The 20,897-nt window shown below is 55.4% G+C and carries 18 protein-coding genes; 15 read left to right on the top strand and 3 right to left on the bottom strand.

All coding sequences use genetic code 11. The features are described from left to right. The first annotated feature begins 20 nt into the window (after positions 1 to 20). The 9 genes from bolA to BBA90_RS15605 all read left to right on the top strand — a co-directional run bounded on the left by bolA (position 21) and on the right by BBA90_RS15605 (position 10,397). A complete protein-coding gene (bolA, locus tag BBA90_RS15645) occupies positions 21 to 335 on the top strand; it encodes a transcriptional regulator BolA (RefSeq protein WP_039382985.1) in 315 nt (104 codons plus the stop codon). Positions 336 to 636: 301 nt separating this feature from the next. After that, the gene (tig, locus tag BBA90_RS15640) at positions 637 to 1,941 is read left to right on the top strand and encodes a trigger factor (RefSeq protein WP_065649948.1); all 1,305 of its coding nucleotides are present in this window, start codon (positions 637 to 639) and stop codon (positions 1,939 to 1,941) included. Between the two features lie 335 nt (positions 1,942 to 2,276). Then, the gene (gene clpP, locus BBA90_RS15635) at positions 2,277 to 2,900 is read left to right on the top strand and encodes an ATP-dependent Clp endopeptidase proteolytic subunit ClpP (protein ID WP_065649947.1); all 624 of its coding nucleotides are present in this window, start codon (positions 2,277 to 2,279) and stop codon (positions 2,898 to 2,900) included. Between the two features lie 127 nt (positions 2,901 to 3,027). Continuing rightward, complete coding sequence (gene clpX, locus BBA90_RS15630) at positions 3,028 to 4,299, top strand: ATP-dependent protease ATP-binding subunit ClpX (protein ID WP_039382987.1); 1,272 nt, start codon at positions 3,028 to 3,030, stop codon at positions 4,297 to 4,299. A gap of 189 nt (positions 4,300 to 4,488) precedes the next feature. Beyond that, positions 4,489 to 6,843 carry an endopeptidase La gene (gene lon / locus BBA90_RS15625; protein ID WP_065649946.1) on the top strand — a complete coding sequence of 785 codons (2,355 nt, stop codon included), beginning with the start codon at positions 4,489 to 4,491 and terminating at the stop codon, positions 6,841 to 6,843. 211 nt (positions 6,844 to 7,054) lie between these two features. After that, positions 7,055 to 7,327 (top strand): nucleoid-associated protein HU-beta, encoded by a 273-nt coding sequence (gene hupB, locus BBA90_RS15620; protein ID WP_065649945.1) that lies wholly within the window; start codon positions 7,055 to 7,057, stop codon positions 7,325 to 7,327. A gap of 235 nt (positions 7,328 to 7,562) precedes the next feature. Continuing rightward, a complete protein-coding gene (gene ppiD / locus BBA90_RS15615) occupies positions 7,563 to 9,431 on the top strand; it encodes a peptidylprolyl isomerase (protein WP_065650500.1) in 1,869 nt (622 codons plus the stop codon). 139 nt (positions 9,432 to 9,570) lie between these two features. Continuing rightward, the gene (locus BBA90_RS15610) at positions 9,571 to 9,891 is read left to right on the top strand and encodes a helix-hairpin-helix domain-containing protein (RefSeq protein ID WP_065649944.1); all 321 of its coding nucleotides are present in this window, start codon (positions 9,571 to 9,573) and stop codon (positions 9,889 to 9,891) included. A gap of 101 nt (positions 9,892 to 9,992) precedes the next feature. Beyond that, positions 9,993 to 10,397 carry an acyl-CoA thioesterase gene (locus BBA90_RS15605; RefSeq protein ID WP_065649943.1) on the top strand — a complete coding sequence of 135 codons (405 nt, stop codon included), beginning with the start codon at positions 9,993 to 9,995 and terminating at the stop codon, positions 10,395 to 10,397. A gap of 42 nt (positions 10,398 to 10,439) precedes the next feature. Here BBA90_RS15605 and queC read toward each other — a convergent pair whose 3' ends face one another. Then, entirely contained in the window at positions 10,440 to 11,135 is a 696-nt protein-coding gene (queC, locus tag BBA90_RS15600; protein ID WP_065649942.1) for a 7-cyano-7-deazaguanine synthase QueC, read from the bottom strand. Between the two features lie 27 nt (positions 11,136 to 11,162). Continuing rightward, positions 11,163 to 12,872 carry an SgrR family transcriptional regulator gene (locus tag BBA90_RS15595; protein ID WP_065649941.1) on the bottom strand — a complete coding sequence of 570 codons (1,710 nt, stop codon included), beginning with the start codon at positions 12,870 to 12,872 and terminating at the stop codon, positions 11,163 to 11,165. 93 nt (positions 12,873 to 12,965) lie between these two features. On the opposite strand from BBA90_RS15595, the gene cof reads away from it, so the two are divergent. Continuing rightward, the gene (gene cof, locus BBA90_RS15590; protein ID WP_065649940.1) at positions 12,966 to 13,787 is read left to right on the top strand and encodes an HMP-PP phosphatase; all 822 of its coding nucleotides are present in this window, start codon (positions 12,966 to 12,968) and stop codon (positions 13,785 to 13,787) included. Positions 13,788 to 13,822: 35 nt separating this feature from the next. Here cof and BBA90_RS15585 read toward each other — a convergent pair whose 3' ends face one another. Beyond that, a complete protein-coding gene (locus BBA90_RS15585; RefSeq protein ID WP_065649939.1) occupies positions 13,823 to 14,857 on the bottom strand; it encodes a PLP-dependent cysteine synthase family protein in 1,035 nt (344 codons plus the stop codon). Positions 14,858 to 14,972: 115 nt separating this feature from the next. On the opposite strand from BBA90_RS15585, the gene BBA90_RS15580 reads away from it, so the two are divergent. The 5 genes from BBA90_RS15580 (at position 14,973) to amtB (ending at position 20,892) form a co-directional block, all read left to right on the top strand. Next, positions 14,973 to 15,434, top strand: a complete 462-nt coding sequence (locus BBA90_RS15580; protein WP_065649938.1) for an Lrp/AsnC family transcriptional regulator — start codon at positions 14,973 to 14,975, stop codon at positions 15,432 to 15,434. A gap of 22 nt (positions 15,435 to 15,456) precedes the next feature. After that, complete coding sequence (locus tag BBA90_RS15575) at positions 15,457 to 17,244, top strand: SmdA family multidrug ABC transporter permease/ATP-binding protein (RefSeq protein WP_065649937.1); 1,788 nt, start codon at positions 15,457 to 15,459, stop codon at positions 17,242 to 17,244. Then, a complete protein-coding gene (locus tag BBA90_RS15570; RefSeq protein ID WP_065649936.1) occupies positions 17,237 to 19,000 on the top strand; it encodes a SmdB family multidrug efflux ABC transporter permease/ATP-binding protein in 1,764 nt (587 codons plus the stop codon). The genes BBA90_RS15575 and BBA90_RS15570 overlap by 8 nt, the downstream gene beginning before the upstream one ends. A gap of 231 nt (positions 19,001 to 19,231) precedes the next feature. After that, positions 19,232 to 19,570: a P-II family nitrogen regulator gene (gene glnK, locus BBA90_RS15565; protein ID WP_003850469.1), complete on the top strand. Its 339-nt coding sequence runs from the start codon at positions 19,232 to 19,234 to the stop codon at positions 19,568 to 19,570. Positions 19,571 to 19,602: 32 nt separating this feature from the next. Further along, positions 19,603 to 20,892, top strand: a complete 1,290-nt coding sequence (amtB, locus tag BBA90_RS15560) for an ammonium transporter AmtB (protein ID WP_065649935.1) — start codon at positions 19,603 to 19,605, stop codon at positions 20,890 to 20,892. Positions 20,893 to 20,897: the final 5 nt, after the last annotated feature.

Below are 20,897 nucleotides of genomic sequence, written 5' to 3'. Positions count from 1 at the left end.
CGCCGGAGAGGGTGTAAACAATGATTCGCGAACAAATAGAAGAAAAGCTGCGCAACGCTTTCACACCTGCACACCTCGAAGTGCATGATGAAAGCTATCGTCATAACGTGCCTGCCGGTTCTGAAAGTCACTTTAAAGTGGTGATTGTCAGCGATCATTTCACCGGCCAGCGTTTTTTACAGCGGCATCGCGCTATCTATGGTGAGCTGTCTGCTGAGCTGGCTGGCAGCGTACATGCGCTGGCACTGCATACCTACACGCAAAAAGAGTGGCACGGGCTACAGGATACCGTTCTGGCTTCGCCTAACTGCCGGGGAGCCGGTACGCTTGCCTGATACCTGTATCTTTACTGTTTCCTGAAACGGCCTGCGGGCCGTTTTTTCGTTTCTCAGGCGCTAAACGCGATCTGCGGCGCAAAAAAGCAGCAAAGTCGTTAAAAAGTGGTGAGTTTGCAGCCTCGACTCATTCCGGTGATGCCGCTATAATGCGGCGTCTATTTTTCCGGAATGTCTTCGGGACGCTTCTGGTGACAGGGATGTGGTTCTGCCCGCAGAGGCCGTCCCGGTTATTGGATACGGCGCATTAATTGTGTGGTGTCTGAAGTTGACCGAGCACGTGATTTTTTGAGGTAACAAAATGACAGTTTCAGTAGAAACCACCCAGGGTCTGGGCCGCCGCATTTCGATTACTATTCCAGCTGACAGCATTGACGCTGCAGTTAAGAAAGAACTGATTGAAGTGGCTAAGAAAGTCCGTATCGATGGTTTCCGTAAAGGTAAAGTACCATCGCACATTATCAATCAGCGCTACGGCGCCTCTGTTCGCCAGGATGTGCTGGGTGAGCTGATGACGCGTAACTTCGTTGACGCCATCATCAAAGAGAAAATTAACCCAGCAGGCGCGCCTGACTACGTGCCGGGTGAGTACAAAGAAGGCGAAGACTTTACCTATGCGGTTGAGTTTGAAGTCTATCCGGAAGTGGAATTACAGGGTCTGGACGCAATCGAAGTTGAAAAACCGGTTGTTGAAGTGACCGATGCAGACGTTGATGCGATGCTGGATACCCTGCAGAAGCAGCAGGCTACCTGGAAAGAGACTGACGCAGCGGCTACCGCTGAAGATCGCGCTACCATCGATTTCAACGGTTCTGTAGATGGCGAAGAGTTCGAGGGCGGTAAAGCGTCTGACTTCGTCCTGGCGATGGGCCAGGGTCGTATGATCCCTGGTTTTGAAGAGGGCATCACCGGTAAGAAAGCGGGTGACACCTTTACTATCGACGTTAAATTCCCGGACGATTACCACGCAGAAAACCTGAAAGGGAAAGATGCGAAGTTTGATATCGTTCTGAAGAAAGTTGAAACCCGTGAGCTGCCAGAACTGACTGCTGACTTCATCAAACGTTTCGGCGTGGAAGATGGTTCAGTTGATGGCCTGCGTGCAGAAGTGCGTAAAAACATGGAGCGTGAGCTCAAAGGCGCTATTCGTAACCGCGTGAAGTCTCAGGTTCTGGATGGTCTGGTTGATGCTAACAACATTGACGTTCCGGCTGCTCTGATTGACAGCGAAATCGACGTGCTGCGTCGTCAGGCTGCTCAGCGCTTTGGTGGTAACGAGAAGCAGGCGCTGGAACTGCCACGTGAGCTGTTCGAAGAGCAGGCCAAACGTCGCGTTGTTGTAGGTCTGCTGCTGGGCGAAGTGATCCGCATCAACGAGCTGAAAGCAGACGAAGATCGCGTTAAAACGCTGATCGAAGAGATGGCTTCTGCGTACGAAGATCCACAGGAAGTTATCGAGTTCTACAGCAAAAACAATGAGCTGATGAACAATATGCGCAACGTTGCGCTGGAAGAGCAGGCGGTTGAAGCGCTGCTGGCGAAAGCCAAAGTGGCCGACAAAGCGACCTCTTTCCAGGAGCTGATGAACCAGACCTCTGCGGCCTGATTAATCACTTAACGGAATGTGCTCAGCCCGCGACCTCTGTCGTGGGCTTTTTTTTTATTTATGATAAAAAACCGCTTCCTGCACGTCTATTTGACTAATTAAGCGGCAAATTATTCGCTATGCTCTTTTTCCAGGTTAGCGAATAGAGAAAAGGTTGTTATGCTTGAAACAACCGGGCAGCATCCCCAGATAGAGGAAGAATGCGAGAGAACCGTGAGGCTGGCTGATTAACCGTCCTGAAATGTCGGAACGAGGCGGCTGTGCATAGTTTTCACAGCGCGTCTCACGTAGAATCGGTACAGAATGTTGCCAATGAAATTTATCAGGAGACGGTAATGTCATACAGTGGCGATCGTGAATTTACTGCACCAACTAATGCGCTGGTGCCAATGGTGGTCGAACAAACCTCGCGCGGCGAGCGTTCTTACGACATCTATTCCCGCCTGCTTAAAGAGCGCGTTATCTTTCTGACTGGTCAGGTTGAAGATCACATGGCGAACCTGATTGTGGCGCAGATGCTGTTTCTGGAAGCAGAGAATCCGGAAAAAGATATCTATCTCTACATCAATTCACCAGGTGGCGTGATCACGGCGGGTATGTCGATCTACGACACCATGAAATTTATTAAGCCGGACGTCAGCACCATCTGTATGGGTCAGGCGTGCTCAATGGGCGCATTTCTGCTGACGGCAGGAACCAAAGGTAAACGCTTCTGCCTGCCTAACTCCCGCGTGATGATTCACCAGCCGCTGGGCGGCTATCAGGGACAGGCAACGGATATCGAGATCCATGCGCGTGAAATCCTGAAAGTAAAACAGCGCATGAATGAACTGATGGCTGAGCATACCGGCAAAACGCTGGAGCAGATTGAGCGCGACACCGAACGCGATCGTTTCCTCTCTGCCAGCGAAGCGGTAGAGTATGGCCTGGTTGACTCTATACTGACACACCGTCAATAAGACGCATCTGCTGGCCCTTACGCTATAGTTAACGGGGGCAGGCAGATGAGTTGCATGCATACCGGCCGTTGTTGTACGGCCAGTGCCGTACACCAGAGTAGGTCTGAGAACGAAAAGAGGTTAGCTGATGACAGATAAGCGCAAAGACGGTTCAGGTAAGTTGCTGTACTGCTCTTTCTGCGGCAAAAGCCAGCATGAAGTCCGTAAGCTGATTGCCGGGCCGTCAGTCTATATTTGCGACGAATGTGTTGATTTATGTAATGACATCATTCGTGAAGAGATTAAAGAGGTTGCGCCGCATCGCGAGCGTAGCGCCCTGCCAACACCGCATGAAATTCGTCACCACCTTGATGACTATGTCATTGGTCAGGAAAAGGCGAAAAAAGTGCTGGCGGTTGCCGTTTATAACCACTACAAACGTCTGCGCAATGGCGATACCAGTAACGGTATCGAACTGGGCAAGAGTAACATTCTGCTGATCGGTCCGACCGGTAGCGGTAAGACGCTGCTGGCAGAAACGCTGGCGCGCCTGCTGGATGTGCCTTTTACCATGGCAGATGCCACCACCCTGACCGAAGCGGGTTATGTGGGTGAAGATGTAGAAAACATCATCCAGAAGCTGCTGCAGAAGTGCGACTATGATGTGCAAAAGGCACAGCGCGGTATCGTCTATATCGATGAGATTGATAAAATCTCCCGTAAGTCAGATAACCCTTCTATTACCCGTGATGTATCGGGCGAGGGTGTACAGCAGGCGCTGCTGAAGCTGATTGAAGGCACCGTTGCAGCTGTACCGCCACAGGGCGGTCGCAAACATCCGCAGCAGGAATTCCTGCAGGTTGATACGTCGAAAATCCTGTTTATCTGCGGCGGCGCATTTGCTGGTCTCGATAAAGTCATTTCACAGCGTGTGGAAACCGGCTCGGGTATTGGCTTTGGCGCGACGGTGAAAGGCAAATCGCAAAAAGCCAGCGAAGGCGAACTGCTCTCGCAGGTTGAGCCGGAAGATTTGATCAAGTTTGGTCTGATCCCGGAGTTTATCGGTCGTCTGCCGGTTGTCGCCACGCTCAATGAGCTGAGCGAAGAAGCGCTGATCCAGATCCTGCGTGAGCCGAAAAATGCGCTCACCAAACAGTATCAGGCGCTGTTTAACCTTGAAGGCGTTGAGCTGGAGTTTCGCGACGAAGCGCTGACAGCTATCGCTAAAAAGGCGATGTCACGCAAAACCGGTGCGCGTGGTCTGCGTTCTATCGTTGAGGCGGCACTGCTGGAAACCATGTATGACCTGCCTTCAATGGAAGATGTCGAGAAAGTGGTTATCGATGATTCGGTGATTGATGGCGAGTCCGATCCAATGCTGATTTATGGTAAACATGAAGCGCAAGCTTCTGGCGAATAAATAAGCAGCCAAATCACGTTGTTATCTTAAAAAAGGGGAATTTTATTCCCCTTTTACTTTTCTCACCGCTGTGACATTGAATGTCGGACAAGCATCCCCATATACTCATAATCCTGTGGGTTTAACTGCATACAGCCTGTATTACGCGGTACCCATCACCTGGCGGACATTAAACTAAGAGAGAGCTCTATGAATCCTGAGCGTTCTGAACGCATTGAAATCCCCGTGTTGCCGCTGCGCGACGTGGTGGTTTATCCGCACATGGTAATTCCGTTGTTTGTTGGTCGGGAAAAATCGATTCGTTGCCTGGAAGCGGCAATGGATCATGACAAGAAGATCATGCTGGTTGCCCAGAAAGAGGCTTCAACGGATGAACCTGGAATTAACGATCTCTTTGCCGTAGGGACAGTGGCGTCCGTACTGCAGATGTTAAAGCTGCCTGATGGCACGGTTAAGGTGCTGGTGGAAGGCCTGCAGCGTGCCCGCATTACCACACTGTCTGACAATGGCGATCACTTTGTCGCACAGGCTGAATATCTGACCTCGCCAGAAATTGAAGAGCGCGAGCAGGAAGTGCTGGTACGCACCGCGATTAATCAGTTTGAAGGCTACATCAAGCTGAACAAAAAGATCCCGCCTGAAGTGCTGACCTCACTGAACAGCATTGATGATGCGGCACGTCTGGCTGATACCGTAGCGGCACATATGCCGCTTAAGCTGGCGGATAAGCAGTCTGTGCTTGAGATGTCCGACGTGAACGAGCGTCTGGAATATCTGATGGCGATGATGGAATCGGAAATCGACCTGTTGCAGGTTGAGAAACGCATTCGCAATCGCGTCAAAAAGCAGATGGAAAAAAGCCAGCGCGAATATTATCTGAACGAACAAATGAAGGCGATTCAGAAAGAGCTGGGCGAGATGGATGACGCGCCAGACGAGTATGAAGCGCTGAAGCGTAAAATCGACGCGGCTAAAATGCCGGCTGAAGCGCGTGAAAAAGCGGAAGCTGAGCTGCAGAAGCTGAAAATGATGTCGCCTATGTCTGCAGAAGCGACGGTGGTACGCGGCTATATTGACTGGATGGTTCAGGTTCCGTGGAACGCGCGCAGCAAGGTGAAGAAAGATCTGCGCAAAGCGCAGGAGACGCTCGATACCGATCACTTTGGTCTTGAACGCGTCAAAGATCGCATCCTTGAGTATCTTGCAGTGCAGAGTCGCGTCAGCAAAATCAAAGGCCCGATCCTCTGTCTGGTTGGCCCGCCGGGCGTGGGTAAAACCTCTCTGGGACAGTCGATTGCGAAGGCAACCGGACGCAAATATGTGCGTATGGCGCTGGGTGGCGTGCGTGATGAAGCAGAAATTCGCGGACACCGTCGCACCTATATTGGTTCGATGCCAGGCAAGCTGATCCAGAAAATGGCAAAAGTGGGCGTGAAAAACCCGCTGTTCCTGCTGGATGAAATTGACAAAATGTCGTCTGACATGCGGGGCGATCCTGCTTCGGCGCTGCTGGAAGTGCTGGATCCGGAACAGAATATCGCGTTTAACGATCACTATCTGGAAGTTGACTACGACCTCTCTGATGTGATGTTTGTCGCGACATCTAACTCCATGAACATTCCGGCACCGCTGCTGGATCGTATGGAAGTGATCCGCCTGTCGGGCTACACCGAAGATGAAAAACTCAATATTGCGAAGCAGCACCTGCTGCCTAAACAGATTGAGCGTAATGCGCTGAAAGAGAAAGAGATCAGCGTTGATGATAGCGCAATCATTGGCATCATCCGTTATTACACGCGTGAGGCCGGCGTGCGTAGCCTTGAACGTGAACTCTCTAAGTTATGTCGTAAAGCGGTCAAAGCGCTGCTGATGGATAAAACGCAAAAGAGCATCACCATTGATGGCGACAACCTGAAAGATTTCCTCGGCGTACAGCGTTTTGATTACGGTCGCGCTGATAGTGAAAACCGCGTAGGGCAGGTCACTGGCCTGGCGTGGACAGAAGTGGGCGGCGATCTGCTGACCATTGAAACCGCTTGTGTGCCGGGTAAAGGCAAACTGACCTATACCGGCTCTCTTGGCGAGGTGATGCAGGAGTCAATTCAGGCTGCATTAACCGTGGTTCGCGCCCGGGCGGAAAAACTGGGTATTAACGGTGACTTCTATGAGAAGCGTGATATCCACGTGCACGTGCCGGAAGGGGCTACGCCGAAGGATGGTCCGAGTGCCGGTATTGCCATGTGTACGGCGCTGGTCTCCTGTCTGACGGGTAACCCGGTCCGTTCTGATGTGGCCATGACCGGCGAGATCACGCTGCGCGGTCAGGTACTGCCTATCGGCGGTCTGAAAGAGAAGCTGCTGGCAGCACACCGTGGCGGGATTAAAACCGTACTGATCCCGGATGAAAACAAGCGCGATCTGGAAGATATTCCGGCAAATGTGATTGCTGACCTCAGCATTCATCCGGTTAAACGCATTGAAGAGGTGCTGAATCTGGCCCTGGAAAATGCGCCATCCGGTATGCAGGTCGTGACGGCGAAATAGCGCCAGGCAGTCAATGCGGCTAAAAAGCGAAGCTGGCAGGCTACATCAGGCTTGCCAGCTTTTTTTTGCCTGCTAAGTTAGAGGGCGGCTGGATCTGCGATTAAGATGAATACCGTTGTTTCAGCATCATGAGCTTGTTATAACTGGCTGCGCGTTTGCCCTGGCGAAAAGAGACGGGGCAAAGTGAATAATAAAAGAGGGGATGAAGAGAGTGAATAAGTCACAGTTGATCGACAAAATTGCTGCAGAAGCAGACATTTCTAAAGCAGCAGCCGGACGTGTACTGGAGGCGTTTACCGAATCTGTTTCGGACGCGCTGAAAAGCGGCGATGAAGTAGCCCTGGTGGGTTTCGGTACGTTCTCTGTGCGCGAGCGCGCTGAGCGTGCTGGCCGTAATCCGCAAACCGGTAAAGAGATCACGATCCCGGCTGGCAAGGTACCGGGATTCCGTGCCGGTAAAGCGCTGAAAGACGCCGTTAATTAAGTCGGTCTGGATTAACCAGTGAAGCATTTTCTTCTCTGGATTGAGGACGAAAAAGCCGTTCTCATGTAACATACGGGCACATCATTACTGATGTGCCTTTTTTATTTGATGCGTAGCTTGAGCCAGTGGCTTCAGTCTCCGCATGGTTGCCAGCTGCCAGCCTGAACTGCAGCTGCACGATGATGGCATCGTGTCTGAGCTTTACATTCACACTACAGCGGAGTGTTGTCATACCATGATGGACAATTTACGCGCGGCGTCGAATCATGTCGTGCTCAAGGTTATTCTGGGATTGATTATCCTGTCCTTTGTGCTTACCGGGGTGGGCAACTACCTGATCGGTGGCAATGGCGATTACGCGGCGAAAGTTAACGGCCACGAAATCAGCCGTGCTGAGCTGGAGCAGGCGTTTAACAGCGAGCGCAATCGTCAGCAGCAGATGCTGGGCGATCAGTTCTCACAGCTGGCGAGCAATGATGGCTATATCCAGCAGATGCGCCAGCAGGCGCTGTCACAGCTGGTAGATCAGGCGCTGCTGGATCAGTACATCAGCGATCTGCATCTTGGTATCAGTGATGAGCAGGTAAAGCAGGCAATTTTCAATCAGAAAGCGTTTCAGACCAACGGTAAATTTGATAATGCCAAATATAATGGTTTGATCACCAGTATGGGCTTCTCAGCCGATCAATATGCGGAAGCGCTGCGCAAGCAGTTGCTTAACCAGCAGCTGATCAACGCCATCGCTAACACTGATTTTATGCTGAAAGATGAAACCACGAAGCTGACAGATTTAGTCTCGCAGCAGCGGGAAATCCGTCAGGCGGTGATTGACGTTAACGCGCTGGCAGCAAAGCAGACGGTGACTGACGACGAGATCGCGCAGTATTATCAGCAGCATCAGAACAGCTTCATGGCACCAGAGCAGTTCCGCGTCAGCTATATCAAAATGGATGCAGCAGCGATGCAGCAGCCGGTCAGCGAAGCGGATATTCAAAGCTGGTACGATCAACACAAAGCGGACTACTCACAGCCGCAGCGCAGCCGTTACAGCATCATTCAGACCAAAACTGAGGCAGAAGCCCGGTCAGTACTGGATGCACTGAAGCAGGGCGGCGATTTTGCCAGCCTGGCGAAAAGCAAATCTGCCGATCCTATCTCCGCACGTAAAGGCGGCGACATGGGCTGGCTGGAACCTGCCACCACGCCAGATGAGCTGAAAAATGCCAGCCTGACGGAGAAAGGCCAGCTTTCAGACGTGATTAAATCCTCAGTGGGTTTCCTGGTAGTGCGTCTGGACGATATCCAGCCGGAGCAGGTAAAGCCGCTGGCGCAGGTGCATGACGTCATTGCGGACAAAGTTAAGCAGGAGAAAGCGCTCGACGCATTCTATAAGCTGCAGCAGAAGGTCAGCGAAGCCGCCAGCAATGATAATGAATCGCTGGCTGGCGCGGCACAGGCATCGGGTCTTAACGTCAGTGAAACCGGCTGGTTCACCCGTGATGATGTGCCTGCTGACCTCGACTTTGACGCGGTTAAACAGGCGGTCTTCAGCGGTGGCCTGACCGGGCAGAACGGTGCGCCGGGCAACAACTCCGATATTATCAGCGTGGATGGCGATCGCGCGTTTGTGCTGCGCATCAGCGAACACAAACCGGAAGCGGTTAAACCGCTTGACCAGGTAAAAGCGCAGGTTACCGATCGCATCAAACACGATAAGGCGACACAGCAGGCTAAAGCGCAGGCAGATAAACTGCTGGCTGAGCTGAAAGCAGGCAAAAGTGAAGCGCTGAGCGCGGCAGGCCTGACGCTGAGCAGCAGCAAAGTGGTTGATCGCAACGCACAGGATCCAATTGCACAGACCGCATTTTCGCTGCCGCAGCCGGCAGACAATAAACCGTCCTGGGGCACAGGCGAAGATATGCAGGGCAATGTTGTGCTGGTTGCGCTGGATAAAGTCTCTGCCGGCAGCCTGCCGCAGAATCAGGTTGATGAGATGATTAAAGGCGTTACGCAGAATAATGCACAGATCGCGTTTGAAGCGCTGCTGGAGAATCTGCGTAAAGAGGCGAAGATCAAATACGGTGCAGCGGCGCAAGCCCAGTAAGCCTCACAAAAACAGGTAATGTTCTGCAACAATCAAAGGCCGCTTCTGCGGCCTTTTCCATCTTTCCGTTTCGCCTTTTGCGGCTTTTTCTCTGCTGTGACACGCTGCTGATGCTGTCAAACACAAGGAGAAAAACAGCATGAACAAATCCACTTTTCACGCATTTTGTCTGACACTGGCGCTGGGCGGCGCACTCTATAGCGGCAGCCTCGCGGCGGCAGAACCGCCGGCAGTACAGGCAAAGCCGCTGGCGGCACTGACGGCCGGACCGGTCAGCATCAACGATGCCACAGCCGAGCAGCTGGCGAGCGCCATGAATGGTATCGGGCTGAAAAAAGCGCAGGCGATTGTTAGCTATCGCGAAGAGTATGGTCGCTTCACTGCGCTGGAGCAGCTCAAAGAGGTACCCGGTATCGGCAGTGCGCTGGTAGAACGCAACAGCGATCGACTCAAACTGTGAAGCACTTCGCGATGCTGAAGTATCAGTAAGTCCCGGCAACAGGCTGTGCTATGCTCAACAGGTCCAACCAGTTAGCGGTTTCAGCCTGTTCAGGAGTGTTGATGCAAACCACCATAAAAGTGCGCGGCTATCATCTTGATGTTTACCAGCATGTTAACAATGCGCGTTACCTGGAGTTTCTGGAGGAGGCGCGCTGGCAGTGGCTGGAAGAAGCAAACGCCTTTAACTGGCTGATAGCGCAAAAACTGGCGTTTGTGGTAGTGAACATCAATATCAACTATCGCCGGCCTGCGGTTCTGGGAGATCGCCTGATAATTGAAAGCGAGGTGTCACAGCTCAGCGGCCGCAGCGGCATCATTGCACAGCGTGTACTGCTTGCAGAGGATGGCACTCTGGTGGCTGACGCCATGCTGACGTTTGTCTGTATCGATTTGCGAACGCAAAAGGCGGTTCCGCTGGAGGGAGAACTGCGCGAACGCCTGGCGGCTCTGATGAACGGGCGTTAAACCGTGGCGTCACTGCTGACGCCACGCCGGCTGCGGGCTGATTCAGCGCAGGCCGCTTTTTTGCTTCATTGCCGTCATTACCGCTGCGGCATTATCCTGATACTCTGCCAGTCCGCGAGCACGTAAATGACAGGCGGCGCAGGTTCCGCAGCCATCACCTTTGATGCCGTTATAGCAGGTCAGCGTCTCTGACCGTACCAGCGGCAGCTGTTGCCAGTAATCAGCCAGCGCCCAGGTCTCTGCTTTATTCAGCCACATCAGCGGTGTCTCAAAACGTATTTCGCGGGCCATACCAAGGCTGACCGCGTGGTTTAACGCTTTAACAAACTCATCGCGGCAGTCGGGATAGCCGGAAAAATCGGTCTCACACACGCCGGTGATAACGGCTTCAGCTTCTACCTGATACGCGTAGACAGAGGCGAGCGTCAGAAACAGAATATTACGGCCGGGTACAAACGTGCTGGGTAATCCGCTGGCATCAGCCTCATAGGCCGGTACCGGGATATTGTCACGCGTCAGGCTGCTTACCGCCAGCTCGTTCAGCAGGGTAACATCCAGTACTTTATGCGCGCGCGCACCCAGCTTATGTGCCAGCTCTGCTGCCACCTCAATCTCTTGGCGGTGGCGCTGTCCATAATCGAAAGTAACGCAGTGAACTTCATCATAGTGCTGCAGGGCCTGAATCAGGCAGGTGGTGGAATCTTGTCCACCACTAAAAACGACAACGGCGCGTTTCATTAACTCTTATCTCCTGGTGTGGTGTCTTTATGGTACTGCGTCAGGGGCGGACTGAACAGGGCAGGGGACAGGCGGCGGGATCCAGGCTCGCGTAAAGTCAAACCAGCCCAGCGCGGTCAGGTGTACACCCTCCACGCCCGGTGGCGCCAGTACCTGATAACGGTAGTTAAACAGCGGCAGCAGATAACCTTCGCTCATCAGCGTATGAAAAAGTTGCTGAACGGCAGACGAACGCACGCCATCATCTGGCTCACAGGCGATTTGCTGAAGCGACTGGCGGAAGCTGTCACGCAGCGGCTGCCACAGCCGGTCCTGCTCCAGCCAGTTCAGCAGGGTGAACTGCGGCGCGTCACCAATCAGACGATCGCCCATGACAATATCCGCTGCCGTAAGATCCTGCTCGCTGTTCCAGCTTTTTACCTCATGAAATACGCAGGTCAGCTCACAGCCGTGTGAGGCCAGCAGCCTAACCAGCGCCTCCGCCATTACGTGCAGCTCAACCGGCAGGTGGTAATGCAGGGTCAGGCGTGCAGGCAGGGCAACGGGTTCCGTCCCGGTCTGCGGAACCGGCCAGCCGGGCAGCAGCCACTGACTTGGCGTAATTAATCCTTCTGCCAGCGGCAGCTGGCGGATCACATCGCTGCGCTGGATCAGCGCAATCAGCGTCCGGGCCTGAGCCGCGCTGAAACGCAGTGAAGGGCGGGTGGCCAGATAGCAGAAGCCGCGGCTGATACTGCGATCTACCGGCCGCAGCTGCTGCAGCTCGTCAGCATTACCAATCGCAATCTGTACCGGATGACGGCAGCTGTTGCCCTGTTCCGGCATAAACAGGGTGGGTGTGATCCAGTATTCAATACGCTGGATCAGCGCACGCTGCAGATGCCAGCGCGCATAGCTCTCCAGCCGCAGCAGCGTCGGGGTAAATTGCATCAGCTGCCAGGGGCCGCTGCCAGTTTGCGGGCTGTCGGGATGCGGCAGCAGACAGAACTGGTGAGCCAGCCGCTGCGGCAGCCAGTAGTCGGGCTGATGCAGCCGGATACGCAGAGTGAGCGGATGCGGGGCGTCAATCTGCGCAACGCTGGCAAGCAGCACGCGTCCGCTGGCGCTCCGGATAATCTGCTGCAGTACCGCTGCCAGCTGTGCGGCATACATCGGGTCGCCGTTATGCCAGCTAAGCTGCGGACGCAGCCAGAAGCTCCAGTTCAGTCCGCTGCTGTCGTGCTGCCAGTGATGCGCCAGGTCGCCCCTGACGCGGTTGTTTTCAACGCGCGTCAGGCCGGAGAAAATCTGCCGGGCCAGATGCTGCTCCGCGCGACCGAGAGGCTGCAGAGGTGCCGGGAAGGCGAGCGTGCGGTAATAAGGAATGCGCAGTACCGGCGTACGATCCTGCCAGTGCCCGCCCATCAGTGGCTGCAGCAGCTGCAGCAGACGTTCCGGCGGCAGGTCAAGCGTCTGCAGCATCTGAACCGGTTCGCCCGCCAGCAGCTGGCGGTTAAGCAGCTGCTGGCGCAGTGCCTCAGGTGTGATCAAAAACTGCAGCTCTCCCTGTTTACCGCGCCCCGGCTGGCTTTCCCAGCGGATCCAGCCCGCCTGCTGCCATTTTTTCAGCAGGGTACGCGCATGACGTTCGCTGCAGAAACAGCGCTTAGCCAGCATGGCAACGCTTAAGCGCTGCGTCTCCCCCTGGCTGGCGTGCCACAGCCGCTGAAACTGGCTGACACGATGAAGTTCGCGCATAGTTAAACCCGGAACAGTTTTCAAAAAGTATTCACTATTCGTTCCGTAATTACCAGGCGATAGTAAAAGGCATCCCCCGACAGGAGTACAGGCATGGCTCGTCTTGCAGCATTTGATATGGACGGCACGCTGTTGCTGCCCACGCATCAGTTAGGTAAAGAGACGCTGGAAACCCTGCACGCGCTGCAGCAGCGCAATGTGATTCTGGCCTTTGCCACCGGTCGTCACCTGCTGGATATGCAGGTGATCCGTACACAGATCACGCTGCCTGCCTGGCTGATAACCGGTAACGGCACGCGTATTCATGACCCGCAAGGTAATCAGCTTTATGGCTGCGATCTGCCAGCGGAGGTCGCAGAACAGGTCATGAGAACCCGCTGGAAAACACCCGCCTCCATTCATCTGTTTACCGATGAGGGCTGGTTCACTGATAAGCCGCTGCCCGGCGCGCTGGAGGCGCACTCGCTGAGCGGGTTTAGCTATCAGCTGTGCGATCTGCAGCAGATGTCCGGAGACAACATCACCAAAATCTGCTTTATCGCACCCCATGAGATGTTACTGGCGCTGCAGGAAGAACTGCAGCAGGCGCTGGGCGCACGTGCCAGTATCTGTTTTTCTGCCTGGGACTGTCTTGAGGTTCTGCCGACAGGCTGCCATAAAGGCGCGGCGCTGACGCGGTTGTGCGAACACCTCGATCTGCCGCTGGCGGAGTGTATGGCCTTCGGGGATGCGATGAACGATCGCGAGATGCTGGAGCGGGCAGGTAAAGGTTTTGTTATGGGCAACGCCATGCATCAGCTTAAAGCCGCGCTGCCGCATTTGCCGGTTATCGGCCATTGCGAGACACAGGCGGTGTCTCATTATTTAAATCACTGGCTGACAACGCCCCACCTTGATTACTCCCCCCAGGGCTGAGTCTTGCCGTGAACCGGACCGGAAGTCCGGTTTTTTTATTGCAGCGCCTGCAGCCAGGGCTGAATATCGCCAATCTGCGCCGCGACCCACGCCGGATTGTAATAGGTGTCGGGATAGCGCTCACCGCTGTCGCAGAGCAGCGTCACCAGCGCACCCCGTTCACCGCTGGCACGCATGCGCTTCGCGACCTGCATCATACCCCAGAAGTTGGTCCCCGTTGAGGCGCCGGGCCGCCGCCCGAGGATCTGTTCCAGCCGCAGCATGGCTGCCAGCGTTGCGCCATCGGGGACTTTGAGCATTTCATCGATCACGTCGGGCAGAAAAGAGGGTTCAACGCGCGGGCGACCAATGCCCTCAATCAGGCTGCCGCGCGCATTACGCAGGCTGCTGTCACGGCTGTGCCAGTAGTCAAAAAACACGGAGTGCTGCGGATCAGTGACCAGCAGACGGGTGGGGTAGCCCTGATAACGAATATAGCGTCCCAGCGTGGCAGAGGTACCGCCGGTGCCGGCGCTCATGATCAGCGTATGGGGCACCGGAAACGGCTCATGTGCCATCTGACGAAAAATACTTTCTGCAATATTATTATTGCCGCGCCAGTCCGTCGCACGTTCAGCATAGGTAAATTGATCCATAAAGTGACCGTTCAGTTCACGCGCCAGGCGCTCCGATTCTGCGTAGAGCTGGCACGGATCGGCAACAAAATGGCATTCGCCTCCATAGAAGCGAATCATCTCAATTTTACGCTTTGCGGTGCTGGCCGGCATAACCGCGATAAACGGCAGGCCGAGCAGCCGGGCAAAGTAGGCTTCCGATACCGCGGTGCTGCCGGATGACGCTTCGATAATCGGGGTTTTTTCACCGATCCAGCCATTCGCCAGTCCATACAGGAACAGCGAACGCGCCAGGCGATGTTTCAGGCTGCCGCTGGGGTGCGTGCTCTCATCCTTAAGGTAGAAAAAGATGCCCGGGAAATCGTCCAGCGTAAAGCGGATCAGGTGTGTGTCAGCCGAGCGCTGGATATCAGCGTTAATCTCATTAATGGCGTGGCGGATCCAGGGCGTTTGCATGGCAATTCTCTCCGGTTTTTATTGCCGCCAGTGTACGGCACGGGCAGGAAAAAGAGGTTGCTAAAACCAGGGTATAATCAGCGGTTCAGAGAAAATTTTTCTCCGGTGAGGCGTGATGATAGATAAAATTGACCGTAAGCTGCTGGCCCTTCTGCAGAAGGATTGCACGCTCTCGCTGCAGGCGCTGGCGGAGGCCGTGAATCTGACCACCACGCCCTGCTGGAAGCGCCTGAAAAAACTTGAAGATGATGGCATCATCCGGGCGCGCGTGGCGCTGCTGGATGGTGAAAAACTTGGTCTGTCACTGACCGCGTTTATGCTGATCAAAACCCAGCAGCACAGCAGCGACTGGTTCAGGCAGTTTGTCGCCGTGGTGGAGCCAATGCCGGAAGTCATGGCCTTCTACCGTATGGCCGGCGAGTATGACTATCTGCTGCGAATACAGGTTGCGGATATGAAGAGCTACGACGCGTTTTATAAGCGGCTGGTGAATGGCGTGCCGGGCCTGATCGATGTCACCTCCAGCTTTGCGATGGAAGAGATTAAATATTCAACCGCGCTGCCCGTTGTGCCCTGAAGCGTAAATAAAGAGAGAGATTGTGCGATTATTCAGCCAGCTTAGTTGGTATTTCCTGCGTGAGTGGCGCCGCTATGCCGGTGCTGTTTGCCTGCTTATTATTATCGCGTTACTGCAGCTGATCCCGCCGCACCTGGTGGGCGTTATTGTGGATGGCGTCACGCAGCAGCAGCTCTCTGCCAGGCAGATTATGCTATGGATCGGCGTCATGCTGCTCACCGCGGTTATTGTTTATCTGCTGCGCTATGTCTGGCGCGTGCTGCTGTTTGGCGCCTCGTATCAGCTGGCGGTTGAACTGCGCGAGGATTTTTATCGTCAGCTGAGCCGGCAGCATCCTGCGTTCTATCTGCGTCATCGCACAGGCGATCTCATCGCACGCGCCACCAATGATGTGGACCGCGTGGTGTTTGCGGCGGGGGAAGGGGTGCTGACGCTGGTGGACTCACTGGTTATGGGGCTGGTGGTACTGGCGGTAATGAGTACGCAGATAAGCTGGCAGCTTACGCTGCTGGCGCTGATCCCGATGCCCTTTATGGCGCTGGCGATCCAGAAAGATGGTTCGCGACTGCATCAGCGCTTTAAAGTCGCGCAGGCGGCGTTCTCAAGCCTGAACGATCAGACGCAGGAGAGCCTGACCAGTATCCGTATGATCAAAGCGTTTGGCCTGGAAGATCATCAGTCGCAGCAGTTTGCTGACATCGCCAGCGATACCGGACGTAAAAATCTGCATGTGGCGCGGGTGGACGCGCGATTCGATCCCATTATCTATGTGGCCGTTGGTTTCTCTAATCTGCTGGCGATCGCCGGCGGCGGCTGGATGGTATGGCACGGCACTCTGACGCTGGGCCAGCTCACCAGCTTTGTGATGTATCTCGGACTGATGATCTGGCCGATGCTGGCGCTGGCGTGGATGATCAATATCGTGGAGCGCGGCAGTGCGGCCTGGAGCCGTATTCGTGCGCTGCTGGCTGAAGCGCCGGCCGTGGTTGATGGCACTCTGGCGTTACCGCCTGAGCCGGCTGCGCTGCAGCTCGCCATTGACGCCTTTCACTACCCGGGTACAGAAAATGCCGTACTGCAGAATATTCATGCGCAGCTGCAGCCGGGGCAGATGCTGGGATTATGCGGCCCCACCGGCTGCGGCAAAAGTACGCTGCTCAGTCTCATTCAGCGCCACTTCGATGTCGATCGGGGCGGGATCCGCTACGGCGAGCTGCCGCTGGTTCAGCTGCAGCTTGACAGCTGGCGCAGCCGCCTGGCAGTCGTCAGCCAGACGCCGTTTCTGTTTTCTGACAGCGTGGCAAACAATCTGGCGCTGGGACGCCCCGACGCCACGCAGCAGCAGATTGAGCAGGCAGCAAAAATGGCCTGCGTGCATGAGGATATTCTGCGTCTGCCGCAAGGCTATGAGACAGAAGTCGGAGAGCGCGGCGTTATGCTTTCGGGCGGACAGAAGCAGCGTATTGCGATTGCCCGGGCGCTGCTGCTGGAGGCGGAGATCCTGATTCTGGATGATGCGCTTTCTGCGGTAGATGGGCGTACTGAACATGACATTCTGCATAACCTGCGTATCTGGGGGCAGAACCGCACGGTGATTATCAGCGCACACCGCCTCTCAGCGCTAACCGAAGCGAGTGAAATTCTGGTACTGCAGCAGGGGCGCATTGCGCAGCGTGGCGATCATGACCAGCTGGCGGCGCAGCCGGGCTGGTATCGCGATATGTACCGCTATCAGCAGCTGGAAGCGGCGCTGGATGATGATGAGAGTGAAAGCAAAGATGAAACCGCAACAGGAGCGCAGCATGGCTAAGTCGCAGCGGCTGTGGCCGACGCTGAAACGGCTGCTGGCCTACGGAAAACCCTGGCGCCGTTCACTGTGGCTGGCAACCGGCATGCTCTGGCTGGCCGCCGCCGCCGAGGTGACCGGCCCGGTGCTGGTCAGCTATTTTATCGATCACCTGATTGCCAGACATCAGATGCCGTGGGGCATTGTGGCGGGATTACTGGTGAGCTTTATTCTGCTGCAGCTGATGGCAGCGGCGCTGCACTATTTTCAGGCGCTGCTGTTTAACCGGGCGGCAATCGGGGTGGTGCAGCAGCTGCGCGTTGATGTCATGAACGCGGCGCTGCGCCAGCCGCTGAGCGCGTTCGATACCCAGCCGGTGGGGCAGATTATTTCGCGCGTCACTAATGACACCGAGGTGATCAAAGATCTCTATGTCACTGTGGTTGCCACCGTGCTGCGCAGTGCCGCGCTGATTGGCGCGATGCTGGTCGCCATGTTTTCGCTCGACTGGCGTATGGCGCTGGTGGCGCTGGTTATTTTCCCACTGGTGCTGACCGTGATGCTGATCTATCAGCGTTACAGTACGCCGATTGCCCGCCGGGTTCGCAGCTATCTGGCGGATATCAACAACGGCTTTAATGAAGTGATCAACGGCATGAGCGTGATCCAGCAGTTTCGGCAGCAGGCGCGCTTTGGTGCACGGATGAGCGAGGCGAGTCGTGCCCATTATATGGCGCGCATGCAGACGCTGCGACTGGATGGGTTTTTGCTGCGTCCGCTGCTTAGCCTCTTTTCTGCACTGATTTTGTGCGGTCTGCTACTGCTGTTCAGCTTTGCTTCCCCCGGCGCCTTTGAGGTCGGCGTGCTTTACGCCTTCATCACCTATCTGGGCCGGCTGAATGAGCCGCTGATCGAACTGACCACGCAGCAGTCGATGCTGCAGCAGGCGGTGGTATCGGGTGAGCGCATATTTGAACTGGTTGATGCGCATCAGCAGGGGTATGGCAGTGAGAGTGCCCCGCTGCGCTCCGGAGACATTGCGCTGCGCGACGTCAGTTTCGCCTACCGCGATGACCGCGACGTGCTGAGCAACATCACCTTCAGCGTACCGTCGCGCGGCTTTGTGGCGCTGGTCGGACATACCGGCAGCGGCAAAAGCACGCTGGCAAACCTGCTGATGGGTTACTACCCGTTAAAACACGGAATAATTGAGCTGGACGGTCGTCCGGTTTCTTCGCTCTCGCACGACGCACTGCGCACCGGCATTGCTATGGTACAGCAGGATCCGGTTGTGCTGGCCGATACGCTGCTGGCTAATGTGCAGCTGGGGCGTGCGATCCCTGAAGCCCGGGTATGGCAGGTGCTTGAGAGCGTGCAGCTTGCTGCGCTGGCCCGTGCGCTGCCGGACGGTATTCATACCCGGCTGGGGGAGCAGGGCAATACGCTGTCAGTGGGACAGAAACAGCTGCTGGCGCTGGCCCGAGTGCTGGTCGCGCCGCCGCAGATCCTGATCCTCGATGAAGCCACCGCGAACATCGATTCCGGCACTGAGCAGGCTATTCAGCAGGCGCTGCGCACCCTGCGCCAGCACAGCACGCTGGTGGTCATTGCGCACCGGCTCTCGACGATTATGGAGGCGGAGCAGATTCTGGTGTTGCATCGTGGCCATATCGCGGAGCGCGGGACGCATGCAGAGCTGCTGGCGCAGCAGGGCCGCTACTGGCAGATGTATCAGCTGCAGCAGGCAGGTGAACAGCTGGCAGCGGGCGCACCTGCCTGAATTGCACCTTTTTTGTTCATGCTGACCCGCTCTTCCTTCACTTCTGCACCGCTTTAATGCCCTGAGCACCAAAGAGGTGCAGGCTCCGCACCCTTCATTCAGCCCGGCAGTATTGCGCCGGGCTGAACCTGCACCGCCACCGCAATAACAGGCGTTTTGCATTTCTGGCACACCCTTTGCTTCAACCACTGCGTATACATCGTGCAGTTGTGTTTAATCCGGAGGGGACGTATGAAGCTGGTTACCGTGGTAATCAAACCATTCAAGCTGGAGGATGTCCGCGAGGCGCTATCCTCCATCGGCATTCAGGGACTGACGGTATCTGAAGTTAAAGGTTTTGGCCGCCAGAAAGGGCATGCCGAACTCTATCGCGGGGCTGAGTACAGCGTTAACTTCCTGCCAAAAGTAAAAATTGATATTGCGATTGCAGATGACCAGCTGGATGAAGTGGTTGATGTCATCAGTAAAGCGGCCTACACCGGCAAAATTGGCGACGGCAAAATTTTCGTCGCTGAGCTGCAGCGGGTGATACGTATCCGTACCGGTGAAACTGACGAAGCGGCGCTCTGATCCGGGTTCTGACTTGAGATGGGATGAAAAGAATGAAAAAAATGATGATGAAACTGGGCCTTGCCAGCCTGGCGCTGTTACCCACTCTGACGCTGGCTGCTGCCCCTGCGGTCGCGGATAAAGCGGACAACGCCTTTATGATGATTTGTACCGCGCTGGTACTTTTTATGACGATCCCCGGCATCGCGCTGTTTTATGGCGGCCTGATCCGCGGCAAAAACGTCTTATCCATGCTCACACAGGTTGCCGTTACCTTTGCCCTGGTCTGCGTATTATGGGTTGTGTATGGCTACTCGCTGGCGTTCAGTGAGGGCAACGCCTTTTTCGGTAACTTCCAGTGGGTGATGCTGAAAAACATTGAGCTGAAAGCCGTGATGGGCAGCTTTTATCAATATATTCACGTCGCGTTTCAGGCTTCATTTGCCTGTATTACCGTCGGGTTGATCGTAGGCGCACTGGCAGAGCGTATTCGCTTCTCAGCGGTGCTGATTTTCGTCGGCGTCTGGCTGACGCTCTCTTATCTGCCGATTGCGCATATGGTCTGGGGCGGCGGTTATCTGGCGCAGGATGGCGCGCTGGATTTTGCCGGCGGTACCGTGGTGCATATCAACGCCGCTGTTGCGGGTCTGGTGGGCGCTTATCTGGTGGGTAAACGTGCAGGTTTTGGCAAAGAAGCGTTCAAACCGCATAACCTGCCCATGGTGTTTCTCGGCACGGCCATTCTCTACGTCGGCTGGTTTGGTTTTAACGCCGGTTCTGCTTCATCAGCCAATGAAATTGCTGCGCTGGCGTTTGTGAACACCGTCGTTGCCACCGCAGGTGCCGTACTCTCCTGGGTCTTTGGTGAATGGGCGCTGCGCGGTAAGCCCTCGCTGCTGGGTGCCTGCTCGGGCTTTATCGCCGGCCTGGTTGCCATTACGCCAGCCTGTGGCTACGTGGGCGTCGGTGGCGCACTGATCATTGGTCTGGCGGGCGGGCTCGCGGGCATCTGGGGCGTTACGACGCTGAAAAGATGGCTGCGCGTTGATGACCCCTGCGATGTCTTTGGCGTGCACGGCGTGTGCGGCATCCTCGGCTGCATTCTGACCGGCGTCTTCGCCTCCGGCTCACTGGGTGGCGTTGGCTATGCGGAAGGCGTCACCATGGGGCATCAGGTCTGGGTCCAGATCTTCAGCTGTATCGTGACCGTGGTCTGGTCCGGTGTGGTGGCCTTTATCGGCTTCAAGCTGGCGGATGTGATTGTCGGCCTGCGGGTACCGGAAGAGCAGGAGCGTGAGGGCCTGGATGTAAACAGCCACGGCGAAAACGCGTATAACCAGTAAGCTGA

The sequence above is a fragment of the Pantoea eucrina genome, from assembly GCF_001691555.1.
GTDB classification, from domain to species: Bacteria; Pseudomonadota; Gammaproteobacteria; order Enterobacterales; family Enterobacteriaceae; genus Pantoea; species Pantoea borealis.
This window is presented reverse-complemented; position numbering and strand designations above follow the sequence as displayed.

Coding starts and splice junctions, on each gene's coding strand:
- ppiD (WP_065650500.1), top strand. CDS start 7,563: ATGATGGACAATTTACGCGCGGCGTCGAATCATGTCGTGCTCAAGGTT.
- BBA90_RS15595 (WP_065649941.1), bottom strand. CDS start 12,872: ATGCGCGAACTTCATCGTGTCAGCCAGTTTCAGCGGCTGTGGCACGCC.
- clpP (WP_065649947.1), top strand. CDS start 2,277: ATGTCATACAGTGGCGATCGTGAATTTACTGCACCAACTAATGCGCTG.
- BBA90_RS15605 (WP_065649943.1), top strand. CDS start 9,993: ATGCAAACCACCATAAAAGTGCGCGGCTATCATCTTGATGTTTACCAG.
- bolA (WP_039382985.1), top strand. CDS start 21: ATGATTCGCGAACAAATAGAAGAAAAGCTGCGCAACGCTTTCACACCT.
- BBA90_RS15580 (WP_065649938.1), top strand. CDS start 14,973: ATGATAGATAAAATTGACCGTAAGCTGCTGGCCCTTCTGCAGAAGGAT.
- amtB (WP_065649935.1), top strand. CDS start 19,603: ATGAAAAAAATGATGATGAAACTGGGCCTTGCCAGCCTGGCGCTGTTA.
- tig (WP_065649948.1), top strand. CDS start 637: ATGACAGTTTCAGTAGAAACCACCCAGGGTCTGGGCCGCCGCATTTCG.
- glnK (WP_003850469.1), top strand. CDS start 19,232: ATGAAGCTGGTTACCGTGGTAATCAAACCATTCAAGCTGGAGGATGTC.
- BBA90_RS15570 (WP_065649936.1), top strand. CDS start 17,237: ATGGCTAAGTCGCAGCGGCTGTGGCCGACGCTGAAACGGCTGCTGGCC.
- BBA90_RS15585 (WP_065649939.1), bottom strand. CDS start 14,857: ATGCAAACGCCCTGGATCCGCCACGCCATTAATGAGATTAACGCTGAT.
- BBA90_RS15610 (WP_065649944.1), top strand. CDS start 9,571: ATGAACAAATCCACTTTTCACGCATTTTGTCTGACACTGGCGCTGGGC.
- clpX (WP_039382987.1), top strand. CDS start 3,028: ATGACAGATAAGCGCAAAGACGGTTCAGGTAAGTTGCTGTACTGCTCT.
- cof (WP_065649940.1), top strand. CDS start 12,966: ATGGCTCGTCTTGCAGCATTTGATATGGACGGCACGCTGTTGCTGCCC.
- queC (WP_065649942.1), bottom strand. CDS start 11,135: ATGAAACGCGCCGTTGTCGTTTTTAGTGGTGGACAAGATTCCACCACC.
- lon (WP_065649946.1), top strand. CDS start 4,489: ATGAATCCTGAGCGTTCTGAACGCATTGAAATCCCCGTGTTGCCGCTG.